The sequence below is a fragment of the Ruegeria sp. K11 genome (genome assembly GCF_056531905.1).
In genome coordinates this window covers 15,562-40,327 of record NZ_JBQFMP010000006.1, presented here as the reverse complement: position 1 = coordinate 40,327, position 24,766 = coordinate 15,562, and the positions used below count along the sequence as shown (strand labels likewise).

21 protein-coding genes are annotated in these 24,766 nt (G+C 57.3%); 6 read left to right on the top strand and 15 right to left on the bottom strand.

What is annotated here, in order from left to right:
• Positions 1-4: 4 nt before the first annotated feature.
• The 8 genes from ACR0K4_RS10840 to iscR all read right to left on the bottom strand — a co-directional run bounded on the left by ACR0K4_RS10840 (position 5) and on the right by iscR (position 7,049).
• Positions 5-565, bottom strand: coding sequence for a YIP1 family protein (locus tag ACR0K4_RS10840; RefSeq protein ID WP_480853959.1), 561 nt, complete (start codon positions 563-565; stop codon positions 5-7).
• Entirely contained in the window at positions 562-1,047 is a 486-nt protein-coding gene (locus ACR0K4_RS10835; protein WP_480853958.1) for a YIP1 family protein, read from the bottom strand. The genes ACR0K4_RS10840 and ACR0K4_RS10835 overlap by 4 nt, the downstream gene beginning before the upstream one ends.
• Complete coding sequence (gene sufD, locus ACR0K4_RS10830) at positions 1,047-2,327, bottom strand: Fe-S cluster assembly protein SufD (RefSeq protein WP_480853957.1); 1,281 nt, start codon at positions 2,325-2,327, stop codon at positions 1,047-1,049. Before sufD ends, ACR0K4_RS10835 begins: the two co-directional genes overlap by 1 nt.
• Positions 2,327-3,082: a Fe-S cluster assembly ATPase SufC gene (gene sufC, locus ACR0K4_RS10825; RefSeq protein WP_480853956.1), complete on the bottom strand. Its 756-nt coding sequence runs from the start codon at positions 3,080-3,082 to the stop codon at positions 2,327-2,329. Before sufC ends, sufD begins: the two co-directional genes overlap by 1 nt.
• A gap of 190 nt (positions 3,083-3,272) precedes the next feature.
• Complete coding sequence (locus tag ACR0K4_RS10820; RefSeq protein ID WP_480853955.1) at positions 3,273-3,779, bottom strand: hypothetical protein; 507 nt, start codon at positions 3,777-3,779, stop codon at positions 3,273-3,275.
• A 181-nt stretch (positions 3,780-3,960) separates the two neighbouring features.
• Positions 3,961-5,481, bottom strand: coding sequence for a Fe-S cluster assembly protein SufB (gene sufB / locus ACR0K4_RS10815; protein ID WP_480853954.1), 1,521 nt, complete (start codon positions 5,479-5,481; stop codon positions 3,961-3,963).
• 18 nt (positions 5,482-5,499) lie between these two features.
• Positions 5,500-6,543: a cysteine desulfurase family protein gene (locus tag ACR0K4_RS10810; RefSeq protein WP_480853953.1), complete on the bottom strand. Its 1,044-nt coding sequence runs from the start codon at positions 6,541-6,543 to the stop codon at positions 5,500-5,502.
• 47 nt (positions 6,544-6,590) lie between these two features.
• Entirely contained in the window at positions 6,591-7,049 is a 459-nt protein-coding gene (gene iscR / locus ACR0K4_RS10805; protein WP_480520495.1) for a Fe-S cluster assembly transcriptional regulator IscR, read from the bottom strand.
• Between the two features lie 177 nt (positions 7,050-7,226).
• Here iscR and ACR0K4_RS10800 point away from each other — a divergent pair, with 177 nt between their 5' ends.
• The 4 genes from ACR0K4_RS10800 to ACR0K4_RS10785 all read left to right on the top strand — a co-directional run bounded on the left by ACR0K4_RS10800 (position 7,227) and on the right by ACR0K4_RS10785 (position 11,374).
• Complete coding sequence (locus ACR0K4_RS10800; RefSeq protein WP_480520497.1) at positions 7,227-7,880, top strand: alpha/beta hydrolase; 654 nt, start codon at positions 7,227-7,229, stop codon at positions 7,878-7,880.
• Positions 7,880-8,125 carry a hypothetical protein gene (locus ACR0K4_RS10795; protein WP_480520499.1) on the top strand — a complete coding sequence of 82 codons (246 nt, stop codon included), beginning with the start codon at positions 7,880-7,882 and terminating at the stop codon, positions 8,123-8,125. The genes ACR0K4_RS10800 and ACR0K4_RS10795 overlap by 1 nt, the downstream gene beginning before the upstream one ends.
• 470 nt (positions 8,126-8,595) lie before the next feature.
• Positions 8,596-10,413 carry a translational GTPase TypA gene (gene typA, locus ACR0K4_RS10790; RefSeq protein ID WP_480520501.1) on the top strand — a complete coding sequence of 606 codons (1,818 nt, stop codon included), beginning with the start codon at positions 8,596-8,598 and terminating at the stop codon, positions 10,411-10,413.
• 349 nt (positions 10,414-10,762) lie between these two features.
• Positions 10,763-11,374, top strand: coding sequence for a hypothetical protein (locus ACR0K4_RS10785; protein ID WP_480853952.1), 612 nt, complete (start codon positions 10,763-10,765; stop codon positions 11,372-11,374).
• Positions 11,375-11,467: 93 nt separating this feature from the next.
• On the opposite strand, the gene ACR0K4_RS10780 is transcribed toward ACR0K4_RS10785, so the two are convergent.
• The 4 genes from ACR0K4_RS10780 to recA form a co-directional block, all read right to left on the bottom strand.
• Positions 11,468-12,010 (bottom strand): transglutaminase-like cysteine peptidase, encoded by a 543-nt coding sequence (locus tag ACR0K4_RS10780; RefSeq protein ID WP_480853951.1) that lies wholly within the window; start codon positions 12,008-12,010, stop codon positions 11,468-11,470.
• 431 nt (positions 12,011-12,441) lie between these two features.
• Positions 12,442-12,729: a DUF1330 domain-containing protein gene (locus tag ACR0K4_RS10775; RefSeq protein WP_480520507.1), complete on the bottom strand. Its 288-nt coding sequence runs from the start codon at positions 12,727-12,729 to the stop codon at positions 12,442-12,444.
• Position 12,730: 1 nt separating this feature from the next.
• The gene (alaS, locus tag ACR0K4_RS10770) at positions 12,731-15,403 is read right to left on the bottom strand and encodes an alanine--tRNA ligase (RefSeq protein WP_480853950.1); all 2,673 of its coding nucleotides are present in this window, start codon (positions 15,401-15,403) and stop codon (positions 12,731-12,733) included.
• A 180-nt stretch (positions 15,404-15,583) separates the two neighbouring features.
• On the bottom strand, positions 15,584-16,648 hold the full coding sequence (recA, locus tag ACR0K4_RS10765; protein ID WP_480520511.1) for a recombinase RecA: 1,065 nt from the start codon (positions 16,646-16,648) through the stop codon (positions 15,584-15,586).
• Between the two features lie 191 nt (positions 16,649-16,839).
• On the opposite strand from recA, the gene ACR0K4_RS10760 reads away from it, so the two are divergent.
• Positions 16,840-17,433: a gamma-glutamyl kinase gene (locus ACR0K4_RS10760; RefSeq protein WP_480853949.1), complete on the top strand. Its 594-nt coding sequence runs from the start codon at positions 16,840-16,842 to the stop codon at positions 17,431-17,433.
• A gap of 5 nt (positions 17,434-17,438) precedes the next feature.
• On the opposite strand, the gene ACR0K4_RS10755 is transcribed toward ACR0K4_RS10760, so the two are convergent.
• The 3 genes from ACR0K4_RS10755 to guaB form a co-directional block, all read right to left on the bottom strand.
• The gene (locus tag ACR0K4_RS10755) at positions 17,439-19,730 is read right to left on the bottom strand and encodes a hybrid sensor histidine kinase/response regulator (protein ID WP_480853948.1); all 2,292 of its coding nucleotides are present in this window, start codon (positions 19,728-19,730) and stop codon (positions 17,439-17,441) included.
• A 99-nt stretch (positions 19,731-19,829) separates the two neighbouring features.
• On the bottom strand, positions 19,830-20,996 hold the full coding sequence (locus ACR0K4_RS10750; RefSeq protein WP_480853947.1) for an RsmB/NOP family class I SAM-dependent RNA methyltransferase: 1,167 nt from the start codon (positions 20,994-20,996) through the stop codon (positions 19,830-19,832).
• Positions 20,997-21,063: 67 nt separating this feature from the next.
• Positions 21,064-22,512 (bottom strand): IMP dehydrogenase, encoded by a 1,449-nt coding sequence (guaB, locus tag ACR0K4_RS10745; protein ID WP_480853946.1) that lies wholly within the window; start codon positions 22,510-22,512, stop codon positions 21,064-21,066.
• A gap of 205 nt (positions 22,513-22,717) precedes the next feature.
• On the opposite strand from guaB, the gene ACR0K4_RS10740 reads away from it, so the two are divergent.
• Positions 22,718-24,763: an ASKHA domain-containing protein gene (locus ACR0K4_RS10740; RefSeq protein ID WP_480853945.1), complete on the top strand. Its 2,046-nt coding sequence runs from the start codon at positions 22,718-22,720 to the stop codon at positions 24,761-24,763.
• Positions 24,764-24,766: the final 3 nt, after the last annotated feature.

The window sequence follows — 24,766 nt, the reverse complement described above, 5'->3', positions numbered from 1 at the left end:
TAATTTAGCCCAACGGGAACAATAGAAGCACAAAGGGCACGGCCACGAGGCCGGACAGCAGCACAACCAGAAATGACATTGCCAACGAGGCGAACTGATGCGCCTGATTGATGAAATGCAGGGTGATGTAAATGCTGTAGACGCTCATCATCAGCACCAGAATATCGGACAGAAACGGCATCAGCAATGCGATCAGGTAAATCGCACCCTGCGCTCCGATCTGTAGCAACTGAAGCCAGATGATCAACGCCATGACACTGTCCAGGCTGGCCTGTCCGCCCAGAATTCTGCCCACAAAACAAAACGCCATGACGCTGAGGAGCAGAGCGCCGGTCGAGGTGGCAAGGGTCTGCACGACGGGTTCGACCGGAAAATTGGATTCCGGGTTGATCAGCGGAAAGACGATGCCAGCTGCGGTTTGCAGCAATGTATTCAGGATGACGGCAAGGAAAAAGGCCAGCCACAAAACATTCCGAGGTGGACACAATGCCATAACCTGACGGGCTGCATCGGCCGGGGCAGCCACGGTCATGATGACCAGACCTTTCAAATCCACCGCATTCATCCCGCTTGTCTTTCTGCTTGAATCAGGGCCGAGATCCAGAACCACAAGAAGACGCCCACCCAGACAAGCCCGACTGCGTTCAGGGCGCCGCCAGGGCCAATAAAGCCCGCGACCAGCCCAAACAACATCAATAACGGGCTGGCTGCAAGGAAAGACCAAAAGAGGGCCAGGCGCGCTCCGAACCAATCACCTTTGCCGCCGAACATCCGCGCGACCACATGGCTTAAACCGGCCAGAACATAAAGAAACAGTGGCGCGGTCAAAACCCATGCAAATAGGGCACCAGCCAACAGTGAATTCAGCTCTTGCCCCGTCAGATGAGCCTCGCGCGCAAGACGTGGTGTCTGACCGATAAAGACCAGAACACACGCGGCCATCACGATGATCAAAGCACGATCTTCACGCGGACCCATGTCCAGCAACCGCCGGACAACGCGCCCCGGTCCGCGATACGTGGCTACGATATCGGTCGTGACCGGCATCAGCTTCGGCGCGCCAACCAGCTTTCCAGGCGGGACACGATCACATCAGCCAGCGCTTCATCCTCGATCTCTTCAACCGCTTCCGCAAGGAATGACAGAGTCAGCATATCCGTCGCATCCTTCTTGGCGACACCACGCGAGCGCAGATAAAACAGGGCTGTTTCATCAATCGCGCCGGACGTTGATCCGTGCGAACAAGCCACGTCATCGGCGTAAATTTCAAGTTCGGGCTTGGCGAGGAACTGGCTGTCATCATCCAGCAGCAAAGACTGGCTGATCTGATAACCATCCGTCTTCTGCGCGCCTTCCTTGACCAGAATTTTCCCCTGAAACACACCGGTCGCGCCGTTACGCAGAACTTTCTTGAACACCTGACGGCTTTCGCAATTCACTGCGTCATGGGTGACAAAGACAGTGTCATCATGGTGAAAATCACCATCACCCACACAGGCCCCGGCCACATGCGCAACCGCATCATCTCCGGTCAGTTCCACGACCTGCTCATTGCGGGTCAGTACGCCATTTACAGTCAGCGTAAAGGATTTGTAGACCGACTCACGCCCCAGACGCGTGAACATATGAGTGGCTGCTCGGCGTTGATGATCGCGGCCTTGAGCACGGATATGGTGCAGCGTGCCACCATCGGCGATGTCGATCTCCATACATTTGTTGAAACGCGACGCCGCCGGGCCGTTTTCCAGTATCGTGACCTCGGCCCCGGCTTCTACCCGCACGATATGATGCAAGATCGCATCCGACGTCTCGGACGCGTGGCGATAGATCAGGCTGATCGGTTTCGAAGGCTTGCCGGTGACATGAATCGCCACCCCGTCCGAGGCAAATGCAGTGTTCAACGCGGCTAGTGGACGTTGAACGGGCGTTTGTCCCCGAGTCTCGAGAACACCGTATAACTCCTTGGCCCAGTGAATATCCTTGCAGCAGATATCCTCCAGACGATCAATCGAGACGCCTTCCATCGACAGATCATCCGAGTCATCCGGGCTGAAAACACCGTCGATAAACACGATCTTCAGCCTGTCGAAATCATGGAACACCATCGGTTCGTCAGAATCGAACAACGCAGCCGGGATGGCATTGGCCGAGGTCAGCGTGTCCGGACGGGTATACTTCCAGTATTCATCCCGTCGGCCAGGCAATCCCATCTCGCGCAGGCGAGAGAGCGCGGCCTCACGTGCTTTCCGGGTGCAACCTGCGTCCGGCATGGTCAGAGACGACAGCCGCTCTTCGGTTGCAGTCTGTTTTGCTTGCGGAAGCGCCATCAGTTCACCTCGGCCAAAATGTCTGCGTAACCGTTATTTTCAACTTCCAGAGCCAGTTCCGGTCCACCGGTTTTCACGATGCGACCGTCCGCCATGATGTGGACAACATCAGGTTTAATATGATCCAGAAGACGTTGATAATGCGTGATAACCAGGAAACCGCGCCCTTCATCCCGCAGCGCGTTCACACCTTCGGCCACCAGTTTCATCGCATCGACGTCCAAACCTGAATCCGTCTCGTCGAGAATGCACATCTTGGGCTCAAGCATCGCCATCTGCAGGATCTCATTGCGCTTTTTCTCACCGCCTGAAAACCCGACATTGACCGGACGCTTGAGCATATCCGCGTCGATTTTCAGTGCCTTGGCCTTGGCACGCACTTCTTTCAGGAAATCGGTGGCCGACAGTTCGTCTTCGCCCCGTGCTTTGCGCTGTGCGTTCACGGCAGTGCGCAGGAAAGTCATGTTGCCGACACCCGGAATCTCGACCGGGTACTGAAATGCCAGAAACACACCGGCCGCCGCGCGCTCTTCCGGCTCCATCTCAAGCAGGTCTTCACCTTCCAGGGTCGCGGACCCATCGGTGACGTCATATCCGTCGCGCCCCGACAAGACATAGCTGAGCGTCGACTTGCCCGACCCATTAGGGCCCATGATCGCATGCACTTTACCGGCCTCGACCGTCAGATCGACACCTTTGAGGATTTGCTTTTCTTCTTCCTCAAGTTTGACGTGCAGGTTCTTGATTTCCAGCATTTTTATCCTCTTGAATACACGGCCATCCGACGGATGGCTCAGATCTCGTTCATTGATGGAAGGCACCGCAACTGCGCAGGCCTGAGAAAACAAACCGGTCCCGTCCGATGTCGCGACACGCTTTGGGACATACCGGTTTCTGGCCACGCAAAGGTGCGTGGCACGCATTGGTCGGTGACTACAGTTTGCGTTAACCGAATTCGACGGACAGAGTGAACAATTGCAGACTTGAAGGCTTGGTCATGTCCTGCATGAACTCCACCCAGTCTTCTCCGTAAACTCTTTCGAACAGTTCCGGATAAGCCCAAACCGCGTTGTGAAACGTGAAGGTTGTCATCAGCATCGCAAACGCACTTACGCTGGCGAATTCCTTCTGGTTGCCCTTCAACAGGAAGGAAATCAGAAAGACCGCGCCGCCCGCGATGATGAACCCGATGATATCTGCCGAGCTCCCCTCGGCTTCGCCAGGCAATCCCACCAGATTGTACTGGATGTACCGGGACAGAAACACCGCGCCCACGCCCAGAAAAAACGCCCCGATGAAGGCGGCCGGATAGCCGAGGCGCGACCAGATGCTGTAGGCTTTCTTGCGCGGAACGCCCTTCTTGGCTTCCTGCGCGCGGGCCGTGATGCGATCGACCCGATCCTGAAAACTCGCGTTCTGTTCTTCCTGCATCGACACGCTGACAGACCCCACTGACAATCCAATGGGTGTTGCTTAGCAAGCGGAACCACCAAGGGCAATTCGCAATCATAAGGAGATCGCCAGACTGTGTGTTCGCGGCGACGCAAACGCCGCGCGAGGTCAGGCGACCCTGATCCGTTGATGCCATATTGATAGCATCGTTCCTTATGATCGTTCCAATCGGCATGGAGAATTAGCCCACAGACCCTTCAAGGCTGATCGCAACCAATTGCTGGGCTTCCATGGCGAACTCCATCGGCAGGGCCTGCAGGACGTCCTTGCAGAACCCGTTGACGACCAACGCCACGGCCTCTTCCTCGTCCATGCCACGCTGGCGGCAATAGAACAGCTGGTCGTCATCAACCTTGGATGTCGTCGCCTCATGTTCCACGCGGGAGGAGTTGTTCTTGACCTCGATATACGGAACCGTGTGCGCCCCGCATTTGTCTCCGATCAGCAAGCTGTCGCATTGCGTATAGTTCCGGCTGTCTTTCGCCTTGGGGTGCATCGAGACCAGACCGCGATAGGTGTTCTGCGCTTTACCTGCGCTGATCCCCTTGGACACGATCCGCGACTTGGTGTTCTTGCCCAGATGCACCATCTTCGTGCCGGTATCGGCCTGCTGATAGTTGTTGGCGATCGCGATCGAGTAGAACTCACCCTGACTGTCATTCCCACGCAGGATGCAGGACGGGTATTTCCACGTCACAGCCGAACCGGTTTCCACCTGTGTCCACATCACCTTGGACCGGTCACCCCGGCAATCGGCGCGTTTGGTCACAAAGTTATAAATACCGCCTTTACCATTCTCATCCCCGGGGAACCAGTTCTGAACGGTCGAGTATTTCACTTCGGCATCTTCTTCGACGATGATCTCAACCACAGCAGCGTGCAACTGGGCCGTGTCGCGTTGCGGCGCGGTGCAGCCTTCCAGATAGGACACGTAAGAGCCCTTGTCGGCAATGATCAACGTCCGCTCGAACTGGCCGGTATTCTCGGCGTTGATGCGGAAGTAAGTGCTCAGTTCCATCGGGCAGCGAACGCCCGGAGGGATGTAGACGAACGAGCCATCTGAGAACACGGCCGAATTCAGCGTGGCGTAGAAATTGTCAGACACTGGCACGACAGAGCCGAGATACTTCTTGACCAGTTCGGGATGCTCTTTGATCGCCTCGGAGATCGAGCAGAAGATCACGCCGGCTTTCTTCAGTTCTTCCTGAAAGGTCGTGCCAACCGAGACCGAGTCGAAGACCGCATCAACGGCCACCTTGCGGCCCTCGGCAGGTGCATTCTCCGCGCCCTCGACGCCAGCCAGAATCATCTGTTCTTTCAGCGGGATACCCAGCTTTTCGTATGTGGCCAGCAGCTTGGGATCGACCTCATCCAGCGATTTGGGTTTTTCCTCCATCGATTTCGGACGGGCATAGTAATACTGGTCCTGAAAATCGATGGGCGGGTAATGGACCATCGCCCATTTGGGCTCTTCCATCTGGGTCCAGCGTTCGAATGCAGCCAGACGCCATTCGGTCATCCATTCAGGCTCATCATTCTTGTCCGAGATCAGACGGACGATATCCGGGTTCACGCCCTTGGGCGCATATTCCATTTCGATATCGGTATCCCAGCCGTATTTATAAGTGCTGACTTCGCGCACCGCATCCACGGTTTCCTGATCAACACCTTCTTTTACCTGGGTCTGGTCCAAAGCGGCCATAAGACACCCTCCGTCAGATCACGCGGCCCGCGCGCGATGCTTTTTCTCTTTTTCCAACCACGTTTCCGCAAAACGCAGCACATCTTCTTCCGTCGTCTCCGGCCCCAGCGATACGCGGATTGCGCTGGCTGCCGTCTGTTCGTCATAGCCCATAGCGGTCAGAACCGCGCTGGCACGCACTTTGCCACTGGAACAGGCCGAACCTGCGCTGATCGCAAAACCCGACAAATCCATCTGCATGACCTGCGTCTCGCCTTTCCAGCCCGGTGTCGCGAAACACAAAGTGTTCGGGAGTCGCTTGCGATCTTTCCCGACAAAAATAGTAGATTTAGAGCCAGCCTCAAGAGCCATTTCTAGAATATTTCTAAGTTCTGAAGTTTTTTCCCAAATGCCGGTCGCCAAATCCGCTGCTGCCGCCTCAGCTGCGGTTCCGAACCCCGCGATTCCAATCACATTTTCCGTGCCCGACCGGCGGCCCATCTCTTGGCCGCCGCCTTTGATCTGCGCCGCAATATCCGTGCCTCGCTTCATCACCAAGGCCCCGACCCCCTTGGGCCCGCCCAGTTTATGAGCCGAGATCAACGCCATTTCGGCTCCCAGCCAATTGAACGCGACCGGCAATTTTCCGAACGCCTGTGTCGCGTCGCACACGGCCAAGCCCGCGGGCAGAGACTGCACAATACCGGTTTCGGAATTGGCCAATTGCAGCGTCGAACAATCCGCCTTGGCTACAGTGACCAATCCACTCGGTGACGTTTGTAAAACTTCGTCAGCCCAAGCTCTTACCGCGTCATGTTCAATTGCCGCACCTTGCAGATTGCGCCCCTTCATAGCCAGCGCCGCCGCCTCGGTCGCACCGGACGTAAAGACAATATCCGCGCCATCCGCACCAAAAGCCGTCGCAATCTGGCCGCGCGCCCTTTCAATCACCGCCTTGGCCGCACGACCTTCTGCATGCACCGAGGACGGGTTGCCGCACAGATCCATAGCGGCAGTCATCGCAGCCCGAGCCTCTGGGCGCAAAGGGGTTGTCGCGTTATGATCCAGATAAACACGTTTCATGGATACATCTTTTTCATCATGGATATGCGCAGCGGTGCCCTCATCGCTCAGTCATCCACGACGGCGAACAGATTGGGCACCGCTGGACACGGCGCCAAATCATTGCGGATGACATCGGATAACCGGGTCTGATGCAGGAAGACATAGACATGCGCGCTCAACCCCTCCCACAACCTGTTGGTCAGGGATTGTGCCTGACTGCCAGAGGATGCGCCCGACGCGCCGGCCCCCTTGTGCATCGCGTCCACGGTCTCATCTACGGCGGCCAGAACTTCGACCACCCGAATATCAGAGGCCGGACGCGCCAGCCGATAACCACCACCCGGTCCCCGGACAGAACTGACAAGTTCGGCCCGGCGCAGTTTAACGAAAAGCTGTTCAAGATACGGCAGCGAAATATCCTGGCGCTCGGAAATCTCGCCCAAAGTGACCAGCTTGTCCGAGGGCTGCAAAGCAATATCCGCCAATGCGACCATTGCATAACGTCCCTTCGTTGACAGCTTCATACCATACCCTCTCGGCAAGAACCGCGCGAAAACATTGACGCCGCCGCAGGCAATGCGTATCTCCGACGGGCAGTGCATCAACGCACATCAATGAAATTAGAACCGTTCTAAGGTGTCCGACGATTATCGTCAAGTATATCTGGCCACCTATGCGAAAAAGACAGGACCAAAGCACACATGCCCGAGGTGATTTTTCCCGGACCCGAAGGCCGCCTGGAAGGCCGTTACCACCCGCAAAAGGAAAAAGACGCACCGATCGCCATCGTGCTTCATCCACACCCGCAATTCGGTGGGACCATGAACAACAAAGTGGTCTACAACCTGCACTATGCGTTCTACAACATGGGTTTCACCGTGTTGCGGTTCAATTTCCGCGGTGTCGGCCGCAGTCAGGGCGAGTATGATCAGGGTATAGGCGAGCTGAGCGATGCCGCCTCGGCGCTGGATTACCTGCAGTCGATGAACAACAACTCGAAACACTGCTGGGTCGCAGGCTTTTCGTTCGGTGCCTGGATCGGGATGCAGCTTTTGATGCGCCGACCCGAGATCACCGGGTTCATCAGTGTATCACCGCCCGCGAACATGTACGACTTTTCGTTCCTCGCCCCCTGCCCGTCTTCCGGCCTGATCATCAATGGCTCGGCCGATCGCGTGGCACCCCCTGCTGACACCACATCACTGGTGGGCAAACTGCACGAGCAAAAGGGCATCACCATCACCCATCACGAGGTCGAGGGTGCAGATCACTTTTTCCAGGAACGCCACATGGACACGCTGATGGGCGATGTCACCGAGTACGTCAAACGCCGCCTGACCGAGACAACCCGCTGATGTCTGACACCATCACAACGCTTGCAGCACGACTGGCCGAAGACACGATGAAGGTCATGGACGAAACCGGTGACGACCGGTTCTTCGTTGAGGTTGGTGACGAGTTGGGAGCTGCCTCTCAGACTCTGGAAGAGGCGTTCCTGACAGAAATTCGTGTAAGACTGGCTGAACGTAAAGCGCGCCGGTTCGTTGTGAAACGGTTGTCGCAACACAGGGCGAAATTGAAAGCGATTGAAAAGCAGTAAGCGTGAAGAAGAAAAAAAGGAGCCCGAGAGCTCCTTTTTTGATCGTCCGATCCGCGCTTAAACCGAATTACCCGCTACCTGTTCAACATTTTGGGCTGCATCCATGTCGACGGACCCCCCGTCTGCAAGCCACCCAAGCGCCACGATCAAAAACGATATGATGATGACGGATTTCGCAAATGTCGTCATTTTGTTACTCGCAAAAAACACACTAAAAACAGGGACTTTATACACGTCTCAAATTGAAAGAAACAGTGGGGTTTACCTGACCTTTCGAGACTGTTGCAATCGGGCATGGACGTTTACCATCTTGTCTTTGGTAACGCCCGGATCGCGCTGATTTCGGCCCGATCCGCGCTCATTCAGCCGTTTTCCGGCACGCTCCGCGCCTGACATACGGTTAGGGCTGGCATATTTCGCCGCGCCGCGTTATGCGCCGGGCCAACTTCCCGTTCAAAGGCTGACCTCTCATGGACCTGCGCAACATCGCAATCATCGCTCACGTGGACCACGGCAAGACGACCCTGGTGGACGAGCTGCTAAAACAATCCGGCGCTTTCCGGGAAAATCAGGCCGTGGCGGAGCGCGCCATGGACAGCAACGATCTTGAGCGAGAGCGTGGCATCACCATCCTTGCCAAGGCCACATCCGTCGAATGGAAAGGCACACGCATCAACATTGTCGACACGCCCGGCCACGCCGATTTCGGCGGCGAGGTTGAACGGATTCTCAGCATGGTTGATGGCGTGGTTCTGCTTGTGGATGCCGCCGAAGGCCCGATGCCGCAAACCAAGTTCGTCACCTCCAAAGCGCTCGCGTTGGGTCTGCGCCCCATTGTTGTGCTAAACAAGGTCGACAAGCCTGATGCCGAACCCGACCGTGCGCTGGACGAGTGCTTTGACCTTTTTGCAAATCTGGGCGCCGATGACGATCAGCTGGATTTCCCGGCCATGTATGCGTCGGGTCGCTCGGGCTGGGCGGATATGGAGCTGGATGGACCTCGCCAAGATCTGACCGCCCTGTTCGATCTGATCGTCGACCACGTGCCAGCGCCTAAACAGGCTGCGCGCAAGGATGAGCCATTCCGAATGCTGGCCACCACGCTGGGCAGCGACCCTTTCATCGGCCGCATTCTGACCGGCCGTGTTGAAAGCGGGACTCTCAAGGCCGGAGACAGCGTCAAAGCGCTCAGCCGCGACGGGTCTGTAATCGAGAACTTTCGCGCCTCGAAAATCCTCGCCTTCCGTGGTTTGGCACAACAGCCCATTGACGTAGCTGAGGCCGGCGACATCGTCACCATTGCGGGGATGAGCAAAGCCACTGTTGCGGACTCGCTGGTTTCGCCACAAGTCAACGAAGCCCTGCCCGCCCAACCGATCGATCCGCCCACCATCACGGTGACGTTCGGCATCAACGATTCCCCTCTTGCCGGACGGGACGGCAAAAAGGTGCAATCCCGCGTCATTCGGGACCGCCTTATGAAAGAAGCCGAATCAAACGTTGCCATCCGCATCAGCGACACGCCGGGCGGTGAAGCCTTTGAGGTCGCGGGCCGCGGCGAATTGCAGATGGGGGTCCTGATCGAGAACATGCGCCGCGAAGGCTTCGAGCTCAGCATCTCGCGCCCGCAAGTTCTGTTCCGCGAAGAAGATGGTCAACGTTTGGAGCCGGTCGAAGAGGTGACCATCGACGTTGATGACGAATTCTCGGGCGCGGTGATCGAGAAAGTCACTGGCGCACGCAAAGGCGAACTGGTCGAGATGCGCCCTGCCGGTGTGGGCAAAACGCGGATCATCGCGCATGTACCATCGCGCGGGCTGATCGGCTACCACGGCGAGTTTTTGACCGATACGCGCGGAACTGGTGTCCTGAACCGGGTGTTCCACGGTTGGTCTGCGCATAAAGGGCCGATTCCCGGTCGCCGCGCAGGCGTTTTGATCTCAATGGAAAAGGGCCAGGCCGTCGCCTATGCGCTGTGGAACCTGGAAGAGCGCGGGCGCATGTTTGTCGCGCCACAGACCGAAGTATATCAGGGCATGGTCATCGGTGAGCATTCGCGGGACAACGATCTGGAAGTAAACCCGTTGAAAGGCAAGAAGCTGACCAACGTGCGCGCCAGCGGCTCGGACGATGCGGTCCGCCTGACACCGCATGTGCAATTCTCGCTGGAAGAGGCCATTGCTTACATTGACGACGATGAACTCGTCGAAGTCACACCCAACGCCATTCGACTGCGCAAACGCTTCCTGGATCCGCACGAACGCAAACGCATGGCAAAATCCGCCTGATCCTGTTGCGGTATTGGAAACAATGCCGCAATTGTGACATTTTTACGTCCCTCTGGAAAATGCGTAGAAAAGCTGCTCGATACCTTGATCGGGTGTTTTCTTTTGTTTTTGCACATCAATCTGCTTAAAGTTGTATTAATTTTTCTCCGAGTGTGAACTTGGCCACTTGAAATTCCGGCACAACAACGCTGTATGTATGTCAAAACTTTGGCGTCGGTTGTGTGTGAATCGCCTTGGTTAACGAGTTCAAAGGAGACGCAAGATGCGTATTAAGTCACGTTTATTGTCATTTGTTTTTGTATCGGCAACAGTACCGTTTGTTTCCGTCGCGCCTGCACAAGCAGCAGATATGTGCACAGTCAAAACGGCAAAGCAGTCCGTTTCGTCAAACACGTTATGCGCGTGCGACGTCGTCTCATCGAAAATGCTGCGCTATATTCAGCGCCGAGCAGATTTCGAACAAATCCTTTCGAGGACTTTGGTGGACTGCCCAGGCTTTGCTGCGGTGCTGACAGACTTCCCGACGGCATCTGTCGATACCAAATCGTTCAGAGGTGAGGATCAAAGCAGCAATTCTCGCGACGACGATGATGATCCTTCGGATGACACCGGATCGGATGACGGTGGTGATACGGACAACGGTGAAGAAACCGATGAAAGTACACCTAATGAAAATGACGATGGTGAAACCAACCACAACGACGAAGGTGAGTCCGAAACCGAGACTGAGACTGAAACCGAAACTGAAACCGAGACTGAAACCGAAACCGAAACCGAAACCGAGACTGAGACTGAGACTGAAACCGAGACCGAAACCGAGACTGAAACTGAGACTGAGACTGAGACTGAGACTGAGACTGAGACTGAAAGCCGCGGCAAGAAAGGCAACAACGGCAGCGGAAACGGTTCGGAAGGCAGCAGCCCAGCTCAGAGCGAAAATGCAAACAACGACGAAGATTAATCCGCTGACAAACTTCGAACCGGGTTGAACAGCTTCACCGTCGTTCAGCCCGGTCCACAGATGGCAGGTCTTGAATTAAATCGTCAGCTGATCTCAGCTTCTCGCGTAAACGCCGACCCAGTTCTTTGGCTGCTTCGGGTCCTGCATTCTCAGGAACATGTATTTGGTCGCAGTCCAAGGCTTGATCCGGTTGGTCAAATTGTCCAGAACCAGATCCCCCTGGCTCGATCGGTAGACCAGAACGGCATGGGCATTGCGGCGGGTGTCCAATACTGTGGCCAGCAAAAGCTTGCTGGGGTCGATGCCCGCATTGATAAGATTCCGCTTTTTCAACAACGCGAAATCTTCGCAATCTCCGCCGCGGCGCGTTGGCAATGCCCAGCGTTCACGCGTTTTATATTGTGATTGGTCCGTAATCTCACGCGTTGAAGCATTCACTTGCCGGTTGATCTGCTGTACCAGCTTCAATTCCTGATCCGCCGGTGCCGAGAACTTAGCGCTGCTTGCGCAGGCCCATTTATATTGATGACAAAGGGTCAAAGCACCGGATGGTGGTGGGGATTTCATTGAGGTTTTGATAAATGCAGCCTCATTCGCTTCCGCCTCGGCCCCATACAAAAAGGCACCAAAGCTCAACGCGAAAACCGCCAGCGCGGTGTGAACACCAAATACCGCGCGTCCAGATGTCTTGTTCGCGTATTTCCGAAACGAAATCATACCAGTTCCTCGATCTGTGCCTTGATCGATTGCGTTGGGCATAATGTGACCCTCTTCACTTAACTAAGCGCGAAGAGACGCCGCTGCGCAATCTTTAGATCAAGGTGAAGGGGAAAAACGGCGGAAATTCGTCAGGAGTCAGGGCGATTTACGCGCAAAAAGAAGGCGTAGTGCGCCACATTGTGAACAACCCTCGATAGATATCTGTGCAAAGTTTTCCTTGCAACACCCTGTAATAGAACAAAATTTACGGGTAAGGACCCCCCGGACCCGACGTCGCTTGAAACGATTGCCGCGAAACTCCAATCGACTGCTGAATATGAAATCTGTCGTCGGACGTGGCCTGATTCTTATTCAGTGATCTCGACGACCACCAATTCTCGCTCACTGGCACCACGTGCGTGTTCCAGGGCTTTTTGGTACTGCTCGGAATGATAGCACGCGACAGCGGCGTCCACTGACGGGAAACGCGCGACCACGTTTCGGGGGCGCTCTTTTCCTTCCAGTTGGACATACCGCGCAGCCCGCGCGATGAATTCACCGCCATGAGCGGCAATCGCCGGGCCTGCCAACTCGGCATATTTTCCATACGCATCCGTGTCTGTCACAGTCACATGTGCAATCCAGAGTGCCGGCATCTTATCCTCCTAAAACCTGTTCGGCGGCTTTGATCGCAGCATCTGCGTTCGAAGCATCCTTACCGCCACCCTGCGCCATATCGGGGCGGCCACCGCCACCTTTTCCGCCCAGTTCCGTTACCGCAGCGCGGACAAGATCGACTGCAGAGACGCGATCCGTCAAATCCGGCGTAACGCCAGCAGCAACGGCCGCCTTTCCACCGGAGTCGGCAATCAGCAAAACAGCACCAGAGACCAACCGCGCCTTATGCTCGTCAATCAGGCTGGGCAGGTCTTTTCCGGACACACCCGAAAGCGATTGCGCCAGAAACGATACTCCGTTGACCTCCCGCGCCTCAGCGCCTCCGCCCTGCCCGGCGCCACCGGCCATGGCCAGATCGCGACGCAATTGCGCAACCTCATTCTGCAGTGCCTTGCGTTCATCCAGCAGAGATCTGACCCGGTCGACCACGGTGTCCGGCTGCGCTTTCAGTTCCAGCGCGACTTGTGCCAGACGGTGATCCTGTCCCGACAGATAGCGGAACGCGGCATCCCCTGTCAGCGCCTCGATCCGGCGCACGCCTGCGCTGCTGGCGCTGTCGCCCAGCACTACAAAAGTCCCGATATCGCCGGTCTGGCGCACATGCGTGCCCCCACAGAGCTCGATGGACCATGTTTCGCCATCCTGGCCTTTGCCGGTGGGCGCCTTGCCCATGGACACCACGCGCACTTCGTCCCCGTATTTCTCGCCAAACAGGGCCTGAGCCCCTAACGCCCGCGCATCATCCGGGGTCATGATCCGTGTCTCGACTGCTGAGTTCTGACGGATGAATTCGTTCACCTCGCGCTCGACCTTTTGGACTTCGTCCAGCGTTAGAGCCTTGGAATGGCTGAAATCGAACCGCAAACGCTCGGCAGCATTCAGCGATCCGCGCTGTGCAACGTGATCACCCAAAGTTTCCCGCAACGCTTCATGCAACAGATGGGTCGCCGAGTGATTGGCCCGAATGGCGGTGCGGCGGGCATGGTCAACCTCAAGCTCAACGGGATCACCTTTAGAAATCGCCCCCTGATCCACAGTCACTTTATGACCATAGACCTTGCCTTCTGCAAATTTGCGCGTGTCTTCGATCCGGGCAATGGCATCACGATCCTCCAAACGGCGGATTTCGCCGGTGTCACCTATCTGCCCACCAGCCTCGCCATAAAACGGGGTCTGGTTCACAACGATCCAGCCGGTGCCACCCTGTTCGATCCGATCGACTAAAGCACCATCCACGATCAAGGCCGCAATCTGACCTTCGGCTTTTTCAGTGTCATATCCCAGAAAATCCGTCGCTCCGGCGCTGTCGAGCACATCGAACCAGACAGCCTGATCCGCTGCTTCGCCAGACCCGGCCCAGGCCGCGCGCGCTTTGGCCTTTTGCTCGGCCATCGCCGCGTCGAATCCTTCGGTATCAACTGTGCGGCCTTTCTCGCGCAGCGCGTCCTGTGTCAGGTCCAGCGGGAAACCATATGTGTCATACAGTTTGAACGCGGACTCGCCTGACAGCGCCGCGCCATCCGGCAATCCGGCGACCTCATCATCCAGCAGCTTCAGGCCGCGATCCAGCGTTTGCTGAAAACGGGTTTCCTCCTGCAACAGCGTCTCTTCGATCAACGCTTGCGCCTGGCCCAGTTCAGTATATTGCGCGCCCATGAGCTGTACCAGCGACGGTACCAGCTTGTGCATCACCGGATCCTTGGCCCCCAGCAAATGAGCATGGCGCATTGCACGACGCATAATGCGGCGCAAAACATAGCCGCGGCCATCGTTAGAGGGCATCACGCCGTCAGCAATCAGAAACGAGGTCGAGCGCAGATGATCGGCGATCACTCGGTGGTGGACATTCTGGTCCCCGTAAGGGTCAACCCCTGTCACATCGGCAGATGCCTCGATCAGGGTTTTGAAAAGGTCGGTGTCATAGTTGTCATGACTGCCCTGCAGCAGAGCACCAATCCGCTCCAAACCCATGCCCGTATCGATCGATTGCATGTCAAGTTCGACCATCGAGCCGTCCTCGAACTGTTCGTTCTGCATGAAAACGATGTTCCAGATTTCGATAAACCGGTCACCATCTTCTTCGGCCGAGCCCGGAGGGCCGCCCCAGATATGGTCGCCGTGATCATAGAAAATTTCGGTACATGGACCACAGGGGCCGGTGGGGCCCATCTGCCAGAAATTGTCGCTGGTGGCGATGCGAATGATCCGGTCTTCGGGCACGCCGACCTTTTTCCAGATCTCGAAAGCCTCGTCATCCGTGTGGTAAACGGTGGCTAGCAAACGGTTCTTGTCAATACCGAATTCCTTGGTGATCAATTCCCAAGCAAACGGTATAGCCTCATGCTTGAAGTAGTCCCCGAAAGAGAAGTTCCCCAGCATTTCGAAGAACGTATGGTGGCGCGCGGTGTATCCCACATTGTCGAGATCGTTGTGCTTGCCGCCTGCGCGCACACATTTCTGGGCCGTTGTGGCGCGGCTATAATTGCGAGTTTCAACACCGGTAAACAGGTTTTTAAACTGCACCATGCCAGAGTTTACGAACATCAACGTCGGGTCGTTGCGTGGCACCAGCGGGCTGGACGCAACCACCTCGTGCCCCTGCTTGGCGAAGTAATTCAGAAAGGTCGATCGGATATCATTCAGCGTGGGCATTTGAGGTCTCTCAGCGCGCAATCATTTTGGTCGCCAAAGGTTTAGCCCCGCACCTGCAGACTGTCCACAGGCGACGCGTCTGAAACGAAACAAGGCGACCCCGATGGACCGCCCTGTTCCCGGTATTCCCAGCATCATCGCAGTGCCGAAGGATTTCTGTTATTCCCTCTCACGCGTGCTTTATGCTTCAAGGATATCATCCTCTTCCGCTTCAGGGGGCATCTCAAAGTCCAGCCCGTGTGCGGCCCGGATCTTGTCTTCGATTTCCAGCGCGGCGCGGGTGTTGTCGCGCAGGTATTGCTTTGCGTTCTCGCGCCCCTGCCCGATCCGCTCGTCCCCATAGCTGAACCACGAGCCCGACTTCTCGACCACGCCAGCCTTGACGCCAAGATCCAGCAGCTCGCCCATTTTGCTGATGCCTTCGCCATACATGATGTCGAATTCCACCTGCTTGAACGGCGGTGCCACCTTGTTCTTGACAACTTTGACGCGGGTCTGGTTGCCGACGACCTCGTCACGGTCCTTGATCGCGCCGATGCGGCGGATGTCCAGGCGGACCGAACTGTAGAACTTCAGCGCGTTACCACCGGTCGTGGTTTCCGGGCTGCCGAACATCACACCAATCTTCATCCGGATCTGGTTGATGAAGATCACCATGCAGTTCGAACGGCTGATCGAACCGGTCAGCTTGCGCATCGCCTGGCTCATCAAGCGGGCCTGAACGCCAACATTGCTGTCGCCCATATCGCCCTCAAGCTCAGATTTCGGCGTCAGCGCCGCAACCGAGTCGACCACGACCATATTCACAGCACCCGAGCGCACCAGCGTGTCGGTGATTTCCAACGCCTGTTCACCGGTATCGGGCTGCGAAATCAGCAATTCATCCAGATCAACGCCCAGCTTGCGCGCATATTGCGGGTCCAGCGCATGTTCTGCGTCCACAAACGCACATACGCCACCGCGTTTCTGCTGTTCTGCAATGCAATGCAGCGTCAAAGTCGTCTTACCCGAGCTTTCAGGCCCATAAATCTCGACAATCCGCCCCATGGGCAGGCCGCCGATTCCCAGCGCGATATCCAGCCCCAGCGAGCCGGTCGAACTTGCCTCGATATCCTGCTTGGAATCCTCGCCCAGCTTCATGATCGAGCCCTTGCCGAACTGTCGTTCGATCTGTGCCAGCGCGCTATCGAGCGCCTTTTGCTTGTCTGCGTTTTTCTTGTCGCTCATCGTCAGAAGATCCGCCATTGTCCTGTCGCTATCCCTTTTGTCACACCCTTTGACGGGCGGCAATCGCTGCTTTGTTCGCCTCTTGTTCTTTATGGGACCAAAAAGAGAACATTTCAATAAAAACTTATGCAACCCACTCTTTGGCAATTGTGTTAAAGAGTCGTTTACGACACTCTGAAAATTCAAAGCCCTTGAAGGTAAACGAGAAAATGCTTGTTTTTTATGAAGAGCGTCTGGCATTGCTGTCAGTTCCCAAGACAGGCAGCACCGCCTATCAGACCGCCTTGCGGGACCGCGCTGACATCGTTGTGGCCGGACCGACCGACTTGAAACATGCAACCGTGCGCCGCTACGACCGGTTTTTCCAGAATATCTTTCGCAAGATGTTCGATACAGAGATGGAGATCATGGCTGTCGTGCGCGAACCTGTCGATTGGCTTGGCAGTTGGTACCGGTATCGCAGCCGTCCAGACCTTGAGGGTCATCCGAACTCCACGCAGAGCGTCTCCTTTGACGCGTACGTCAAGGCGTATCTACAACCTCACCGACCGGCCTTTGCCGACGTCGGCAGCCAGATCGAATTTTTACGCCCCCGTAGCAACGGGCGTGGCGCTACGCACGTATTCAAATACGAGAATCAAGCGGGGATTCGTGCGTTTCTTGAAGAGCGTCTGAATTGTGCCATCTGCCTGCCGCAGGAGAATGTCTCGCCCCAAGGGGAACTGACCCTGGCCGATGAGACCAGGGATCAGTACCGAGCTCAATTCAAGGACGAATTCAAGCTACACGCGTCGGCCAGATAGCCGAGTCAGGTGAATTGCTGGAATACAGCTTCGGTCAACTGGGTCAGCGAAAACGGTTTGGGCAAAAAGGTAGATTGCGCGATCTGGGGCGCCGTTTCATCAAATGCACCTTCGGTATAGCCCGACATGAAAACAACGCGCACATCGGGTCGGGTTTCCATGGCTTTGCGCACCCAGGTCGGACCATCCATGCCGGGCATCACCACATCCGTGACGAACACGTCCACATGCAGCGCTGCGTCTTGCAGCAGGTTTAACGCGCTTTCCGCCGAATCAGCTTCAAGGACCGTGTAGCCCTTCAGCCGCAGCGCTCTGGTGGCAAAGGCGCGCACGGGGGCTTCGTCTTCGACCAGAAGAACAACCCCCTCGCCCTGGCTGGACATATGATGGTCTGGCGTCGCAGGTTCTTCGGGAACCGGTCTCTCCTGATGGTGGCACACGGGCAAATAGACGGTGAACTCTGACCCCCGCCCCACAGTGCTGTCCACGAAAATGAACCCGCCGGTTTGTTTGACAATGCCGTAGACGGTCGAAAGCCCCAATCCGGTTCCCTCGCCGGTGCGTTTGGTTGTGTAAAACGGCTCGAAAATCTTTTGCAGCTTATCCGCCGGAATGCCGGTGCCGCTGTCGATCACTTTTACGGTGACATACTGGCCTTTTTGCACCGTGGCGCGGTCGCGGGTGATTGGTTTGTCAAGGGTCAGAACCTCGGTCTCGATCCGGATTTCACCGCCGTCGGGCATCGCATCCCGCGCGTTTACCACAAGGTTCATCAGAACCTGTTCCAGTTGGCGTTTGTCTGCGCGAACCGGTTTGACCACCGGATCATGGCTTAGGGTCAGCTGAACCTTTTCTCCAACCAGACGGTTCAACAGGTGGATCAAGTCCGAGATCGTATCCCGCAGATCCAGCACTTCGGGCCGCAGCGTCTGTTTACGCGAAAACGCCAGAAGCTGACTGACCAGAGCCGCCGCGCGGTTGGCGTTCTGATTGATTTGCACCAGATCACCATAGTTGGGATCACTCTGGTCGTGGCGCAACAGCAAAAGGTCGCAATGACCTGAAATCGCAGTCAAAAGGTTATTGAAATCATGAGCGACCCCCCCGGCCAACTGCCCGACCGCCTGCATCTTTTGCCCCTGAACGAACTGCGCCTCCAGCGTTTTTAGTTCGGTCGCGTCGTTGAGTACCGCGATCAGTTGGGTTTGCCCCTCCCGCTCGATCCGCGACAGCGTCACCTGGACAAAAATCTCTTTGTCATCGCGCCGCAGTCGCAGAAACTCGGACCGCGGAGCCTCATCCGGTTGGGATGAGGCGTTCAGCCATTCTCCGACAGGCTGGGCAAAGCTTTGCATGATTTCCGCGATGTTCTCAGAGCCCACACGGACCTCGCCGATCAAACGTCGGGCCAGGTGGTTGGCATCGAGGATTATGCCGTCCAAAGACAGGCGCAAAAGGGGAACGGGTAAGCTAGCAAAAGAAGTCTTGGATGTTGAGGCGGGCTGATCAGGAAGTTCGACCAGCATCATATCGCGTTCGACGCCGTTGTGACGCAACGGCGTCACGACAACCCAGCACGAGCCCCCTTGTCTGACGCATCTATGTGGTCCCGCTTTGCCAAGAGGTTTTCCGACCAGAACCTGATCCAAAGAGGCAGGCAAATCGCCGAAAAACTCATGCGCTGCTTTATTGCCGTCCAGTATCGCGTTGTTTCGTCCAATTCTGATGACCGGCGCTTCGACGGTCGCCCATGGTCGGTTTTGGTCCAGTTCAAAGCGCCAACTCACCAGATTGTCTTGAAGCCATGAGACATCGACCACTATCTCGGCGCTGCGCGTTGCGATGACCTCGCGCACATGTCCCAGCGTCTTGGCTTGCGATTGCAGGCGCAACAATACAGCCGCGGGATTGGCGAAGACCGTCCTCAGACACTGTTCCAGCTGAGCATCGGGCGTCGGATGAAATCGCGCGACTGCAACCTGGCTTGACGTGATGATCCGCCCGTTTCCATCGGCAATGAAACAGGCGGCGCGGTCATGTTGCACCATGCCATTTAGCAGCAAGGTGACATGATCGGCCGTTTTGCGTTGAAATCGTCCTCGAATGAAAACAAAAACCGAGGTGATCAGCAATGTCACCCCTGCCACGATCAGAGCATTTGTCCATGCGTCCGGAACAAATGCCACCCCCGGCAAAAGGCAAAGCAAAGCAGCAATGGCCGCCAACGAGACATAGCGGGTGCGACCGTAATGCGCAGGGCGCGATAGATCAGGGAAATTTACTGTTAAATTCGACATTAACGGCTCAGGATAGATAAATTTTGACCTATATCGGCCCGAACTCGTTAACAGCCGCTTAACATCAGGACGGCAAAACTTCTTGAGGTTGTTCTCAGATCAGTGTTTTCGCGTCAAGTGCGCGGTGAAAAACCCATCCGTTGCGTGGGATACAAGCCACCTGTGCCGGAAGGGGCTTGTCCAACCTCTGTGACCTTGAAGAAACGTATCGATGACGCCTTCGTTTTCGACGTTCAGCATGGAACAGGTGGCATAAACCAGCGTTGCGGTTTCGGTCAGCAAGGGCGAAACGCAGTCCAAAATTTCGGATTGCAGGATCGGCAATGCCCGCAACCGATCCGGCGTCAGCGCCCATTTGCCCGCTGGCGCGCGCCGCCAGGAACCGCTGCCGGAACAGGGGACATCCGTCAGGATCACGTCGTACGGAGCCTGCCTTTTCACATCGTCACTATCCAGAATAGTGATCGTGGCCCCAGCGCGGTTAGCCCGAATGGGCAGGTCCTTCATCCGCGCAGGGCTTGCATCATGGGCAAAGACCTCGACACCTTCGGTGCGTGCGGCCAGCGCAAGCGCCTTGCCACCGCCACCGGCGCAATAGTCCAGAACACGCATGCCGGGCGAAAGGGGGATTGCCTCGACCACTGCCTGACTTGCGGCATCCTGCAACTCGATCAGACCATCGGTGAAGGCCCGGCTTTGAGTGATCTTTCGCGCGCCCTCATCTACCTGCAAAGCCGTACTGCATACAGGGTGAGGAGAAGCGACAATTCCGTCCTTGGCCAAGGCCGAAACAGCATCCGCAAATGACGCCCGGGACAGGTTGACCCGTAGGTGAACCGGTGCCCTGTGTTGCAGGGCTATGGCGACGGGCGCTGCCTCAGCTCCCAACGAATCGACGAATCCGGGCCACAGCCATTCCGGAATATCCAGACGCTCGGCATCCGATGAAAAGGCTCGTGCGCCCTCTGTGGCGGTGACGGGTTCTGGGGCGTGTCGATCGCCGGAAAACAACGCAATCAGATCCGTTCCGGACGCACGGCACGCTCCGATCATCAGGCCCCGGCCAGTCTCGCCCCCGCCCAAAGCGGCAAAGGACCGTCTGCATCGCACCGCATCGAACACATGATCCCGGATTGCGGCACGGTCCTTGGACCCAGCGAACCGGCTGCGCCGGGCCCATCCGGTCAAAGCCTTTTCAACCGGCACGCCAGCCAGAATCTCGTCTAGCACCTCGATCGAGGCCTGAATCCGGGCGGCCGGTGTCATTGCCGTCTTCCTGTCTTTCCCATGCCGAACCGGGCAGCAAAAGCTTCACAACCTGGTCGGTTTCGCCCTACATCACGCGATAGTTCGGGCTTTCGCGAGTGATCTGAACATCATGCACGTGGCTTTCTTTCAGGCCCGCACCGGTGATTTTGACGAAGTTGCAATTGCGACGCATCTCATTGACCGTGGCACATCCGGTATAGCCCATCGCGGCGCGCAAGCCGCCGACCAATTGGTGAATCACCGCGCTGGCTGAACCTTTGTAAGGCACCTGCCCCTCGATCCCCTCGGGCACCAGCTTGTCGTTGGCGGCATCCTTCTGGAAATACCGATCAGCCGAGCCGCGCGCCATCGCGCCCAGACTGCCCATACCACGATAGGATTTGAACGAACGGCCCTGATACAGGATCACCTCACCCGGACTTTCATCGGTTCCGGCGATCATCGAGCCCACCATAGCGCAGGACGCACCGGCAGCGATGGCCTTGGCGAAATCGCCCGAGAACTTGATGCCGCCATCGGCGATCACCGGCACATCGCCCGCGGCAGAAGCACAATCCATGATCGCCGTCAGCTGAGGCACACCGACCCCAGCGACCATCCGCGTGGTGCAGATCGAGCCTGGTCCGATCCCCACCTTGATCGCATCTGCACCCGCATCGATCAGCGCCTTTGTTGCCTCAGAAGTGGCGACATTCCCGGCAATAATCTGGACCTCGTTCGACAGCGTCTTGACCCGTTTCACTGCGTCCAGAACACCCTGAGAATGGCCGTGCGCCGTATCGACAACGATAATATCCACGCCCGAATCCACCAGTTGCTCGGACCGTTCGAACCCGGCATCGCCGACCGAGGTCGCCGCGGCCACCCGCAGCCGACCCAGACGGTCCTTGCAGGCCGTTGGATTCAGAACCGCCTGTTCGGTGTCCTTCAATGTCAGCAGACCGGTCAGCTTGCCTTCACCATCAACGACCAGCAGCTTTTCAATGCGACGTGCCCGCATCAGGCTTTTGGCCTCTTCCCGGTCGGCAGGTTCCTTTAGCATCGCAAGGTTTTCGGACGTCATCATCGCGTGAATCGGCGTGTTGTCAGAAGTAGCGAAGCGCATGTCCCGGTTGGTGACAATTCCGACAACGCGGCCATCTGGATCGACAACCGGGAAACCGGTGAAATTATAACGTTCGACCAGCGCCTTGGCATCTGCAAGTGTCTGGTCGGAGCGCAGGGTCACAGGGTTGTAGACGATACCCGATTCAAAGCGTTTGACCCGCCGCACCTCGCGGGCTTGTTCCTCGACCGAGAGGTTCTTGTGCACCACTCCAATGCCACCCGCCTGTGCCATGGCAATGGCCATACGCGCCTCGGTCACGGTATCCATGGCCGAGCTGAGCAGAGGGATGTTCATGGTGATCTCACGCGTCACGCGTGTGGTTGTATCCGCCGTCGCCGGCAGCACAGAGGATGCGCCCGGAACCAGGAGTACGTCGTCAAAGGTAAGTGCCTCACGAATCTGCATCTGATAACCCCATGCAAAAGCCCGTTTGACGGCGACCCTATGGCACGGATTTGGCGAAAGGGAAAGCCCCCTGACCCAACTTGTTGTACCAGCCCAGCTTCAAAACGACGCAAGTTGTGCAAAACCTGCCGCTGAATGCCCTTTCGCTTTGCGCGCAAACGCATATCTTGCGCGGCATACGCGCGAATACAAAGGCAGGCCTTTCATGACCACCGACCCTCTTGTCGTCTTCACCCCCTCCGGCAAACGTGGCCATTTCCCCGTCGGCACCCCGATTCTGACCGCTGCCCGTCAGTTGGGCGTCGATCTGGATTCGGTCTGTGGCGGGCGCGGGATTTGCTCGAAATGCCAGATTACGCCCAGCTATGGCGAGTTTCCCAAGCACGGCGTGACCGTTTCCGAGGACGCGCTGAGCGAATGGAACGCGGTCGAGCAGCGCTATGACGATAAACGCGGGCTAAAACCGGGGCGGCGTCTGGGGTGTCAGGCCTCGGTTCAGGGCAATGTGGTGATCGACGTGCCACCCGAAAGCCAGGTGCACCGGCAGGTCGTCCGCAAGGCTGCCGCGGCGCGCGCGATCACTATGGATCCGGCCACGCGCCTGTATTTCGTGGTGGTGGAAGAACCCGACATGCATTCCCCCACCGGCGATCTGGAACGGCTGGAACGTGCCCTGCGTGAGCAATGGAAGATCGAGGCCGTCACCGCCGACCTGTCGCTGATGTCAAAACTGCAACCCGTTCTGCGCAAAGGGAAATGGGAGGTCACTGTGGCCGTCCACAAAGGCCACAATGACAGCGTTGCCCGCATTGTTGAAATCTGGCCCGGCTTACACGAACAGGGGCTTTACGGTCTGGCCATCGACCTCGGCTCGACCACAATCGCCGCGCACCTGACCGATCTGGAAACCGGCGAGGTCAAGGCGTCCTCGGGGCTGATGAACCCGCAGATCCGCTTCGGCGAAGACCTGATGAGCCGCGTGTCCTACTCCATGATGAACCCCGGCGGTGATGCCGAGATGACCAAAGCGGTGCGCGAGGCGATCAACGACCTGACCACCTCGATCGCCAATGAGGCCGGGATCGACGCCGCGCTGATTGTCGAGACGGTGTTCGTCTGCAACCCGGTCATGCACCACCTGCTGCTGGGTCTCGACCCGGTCGAACTGGGTCAGGCGCCCTTCGCACTCGCCACATCTGAGAGCATGTCCCTGCCCGCGCGTGAGATGGACCTGACCACCATGAACCCCCGCGCGCAGGTTTACATCCTGCCCTGCATCGCGGGCCATGTGGGCGCGGATTGCGCCGCCGTCGCGCTGTCCGAAGAACCCGGCAAGTCCGAAGACCTCGTGCTGATCGTCGATGTGGGCACAAACGCCGAAATCCTGCTGGGCAATACCCAGCGGGTTCTGGCCTGCTCTTCGCCCACCGGTCCCGCATTCGAGGGCGCGCAGATCAGTTCGGGCCAGCGCGCCGCCCCGGGCGCGATTGAACGGATCGAGATTGATCCGGTGACCAAAGAACCCCGCTTCCGCGTCATCGGGTCCGAGAAATGGTCCGATGAGGAAGGTTTTGATCAGGACATCGCCACCACCGGAATCACCGGTATCTGCGGGTCCGGGATCATCGAAGCCGTGGCCGAGATGCGCATCGCCGGGTTGCTGGATGAAAGCGGCCTGATCGGATCGGCCGAGCAGACCGGCACCCCGCGCTGCGTGCCCGAGGGTCGTACGCATGCCTATCTGATCCACGACGCCAGCGCCGAAGGCGGTCCGCGCATCACAGTCACCCAAGGCGATATCCGCGCCATCCAACTGGCAAAATCCGCGCTTTATGCCGGTGCCCGCCTGCTGATGGACGAGATGGAGGTCGAGCGGGTGGACCGCGTGGTTCTGGCCGGAGCGTTCGGCGCGCATATCTCGACGAAACACGCGATGGTTCTGGGCATGATCCCCGACGCTCCGCTGGACAAGGTGTCCAGCGCAGGCAACGCTGCAGGCACCGGCGCGCGGATCGCCCTGTGCAACATCGGATCGCGCGCCGAAATCGAGCGTGTCGTGCGCGAGATCACCAAGGTCGAAACCGCCATCGAGCCCAAGTTTCAGGACCATTTCGTCGCCGCCAACGCGATCCCGCACAAGACCGATCCGTTCCCCGATCTGGCAAAGGTGGTCACCCTGCCCTCACCGTCGTTCAACACGGGCGGAGGGGATGAGGAAAAATCTGGTCGCCGCCGCCGCCGGAGGTCATAGTCG

Bases quoted from the DNA above. Each gene is read 5' to 3' on its own strand.
- ACR0K4_RS10840 (WP_480853959.1), bottom strand. From the start codon at position 565: ATGAATGCGGTGGATTTGAAAGGTCTGGTCATCATGACCGTGGCTGCC.
- ACR0K4_RS10835 (WP_480853958.1), bottom strand. From the start codon at position 1,047: ATGCCGGTCACGACCGATATCGTAGCCACGTATCGCGGACCGGGGCGC.
- sufD (WP_480853957.1), bottom strand. From the start codon at position 2,327: ATGGCGCTTCCGCAAGCAAAACAGACTGCAACCGAAGAGCGGCTGTCG.
- sufC (WP_480853956.1), bottom strand. From the start codon at position 3,082: ATGCTGGAAATCAAGAACCTGCACGTCAAACTTGAGGAAGAAGAAAAG.
- sufB (WP_480853954.1), bottom strand. From the start codon at position 5,481: ATGGCCGCTTTGGACCAGACCCAGGTAAAAGAAGGTGTTGATCAGGAA.
- ACR0K4_RS10810 (WP_480853953.1), bottom strand. From the start codon at position 6,543: ATGAAACGTGTTTATCTGGATCATAACGCGACAACCCCTTTGCGCCCA.
- iscR (WP_480520495.1), bottom strand. From the start codon at position 7,049: ATGAAGCTGTCAACGAAGGGACGTTATGCAATGGTCGCATTGGCGGAT.
- ACR0K4_RS10800 (WP_480520497.1), top strand. From the start codon at position 7,227: ATGCCCGAGGTGATTTTTCCCGGACCCGAAGGCCGCCTGGAAGGCCGT.
- ACR0K4_RS10795 (WP_480520499.1), top strand. From the start codon at position 7,880: ATGTCTGACACCATCACAACGCTTGCAGCACGACTGGCCGAAGACACG.
- typA (WP_480520501.1), top strand. From the start codon at position 8,596: ATGGACCTGCGCAACATCGCAATCATCGCTCACGTGGACCACGGCAAG.
- ACR0K4_RS10785 (WP_480853952.1), top strand. From the start codon at position 10,763: ATGTGCACAGTCAAAACGGCAAAGCAGTCCGTTTCGTCAAACACGTTA.
- ACR0K4_RS10775 (WP_480520507.1), bottom strand. From the start codon at position 12,729: ATGCCGGCACTCTGGATTGCACATGTGACTGTGACAGACACGGATGCG.
- alaS (WP_480853950.1), bottom strand. From the start codon at position 15,403: ATGCCCACGCTGAATGATATCCGATCGACCTTTCTGAATTACTTCGCC.
- recA (WP_480520511.1), bottom strand. From the start codon at position 16,648: ATGGCGGATCTTCTGACGATGAGCGACAAGAAAAACGCAGACAAGCAA.
- ACR0K4_RS10760 (WP_480853949.1), top strand. From the start codon at position 16,840: ATGCTTGTTTTTTATGAAGAGCGTCTGGCATTGCTGTCAGTTCCCAAG.
- ACR0K4_RS10755 (WP_480853948.1), bottom strand. From the start codon at position 19,730: ATGTCGAATTTAACAGTAAATTTCCCTGATCTATCGCGCCCTGCGCAT.
- ACR0K4_RS10750 (WP_480853947.1), bottom strand. From the start codon at position 20,996: ATGACACCGGCCGCCCGGATTCAGGCCTCGATCGAGGTGCTAGACGAG.
- guaB (WP_480853946.1), bottom strand. From the start codon at position 22,512: ATGCAGATTCGTGAGGCACTTACCTTTGACGACGTACTCCTGGTTCCG.
- ACR0K4_RS10740 (WP_480853945.1), top strand. From the start codon at position 22,718: ATGACCACCGACCCTCTTGTCGTCTTCACCCCCTCCGGCAAACGTGGC.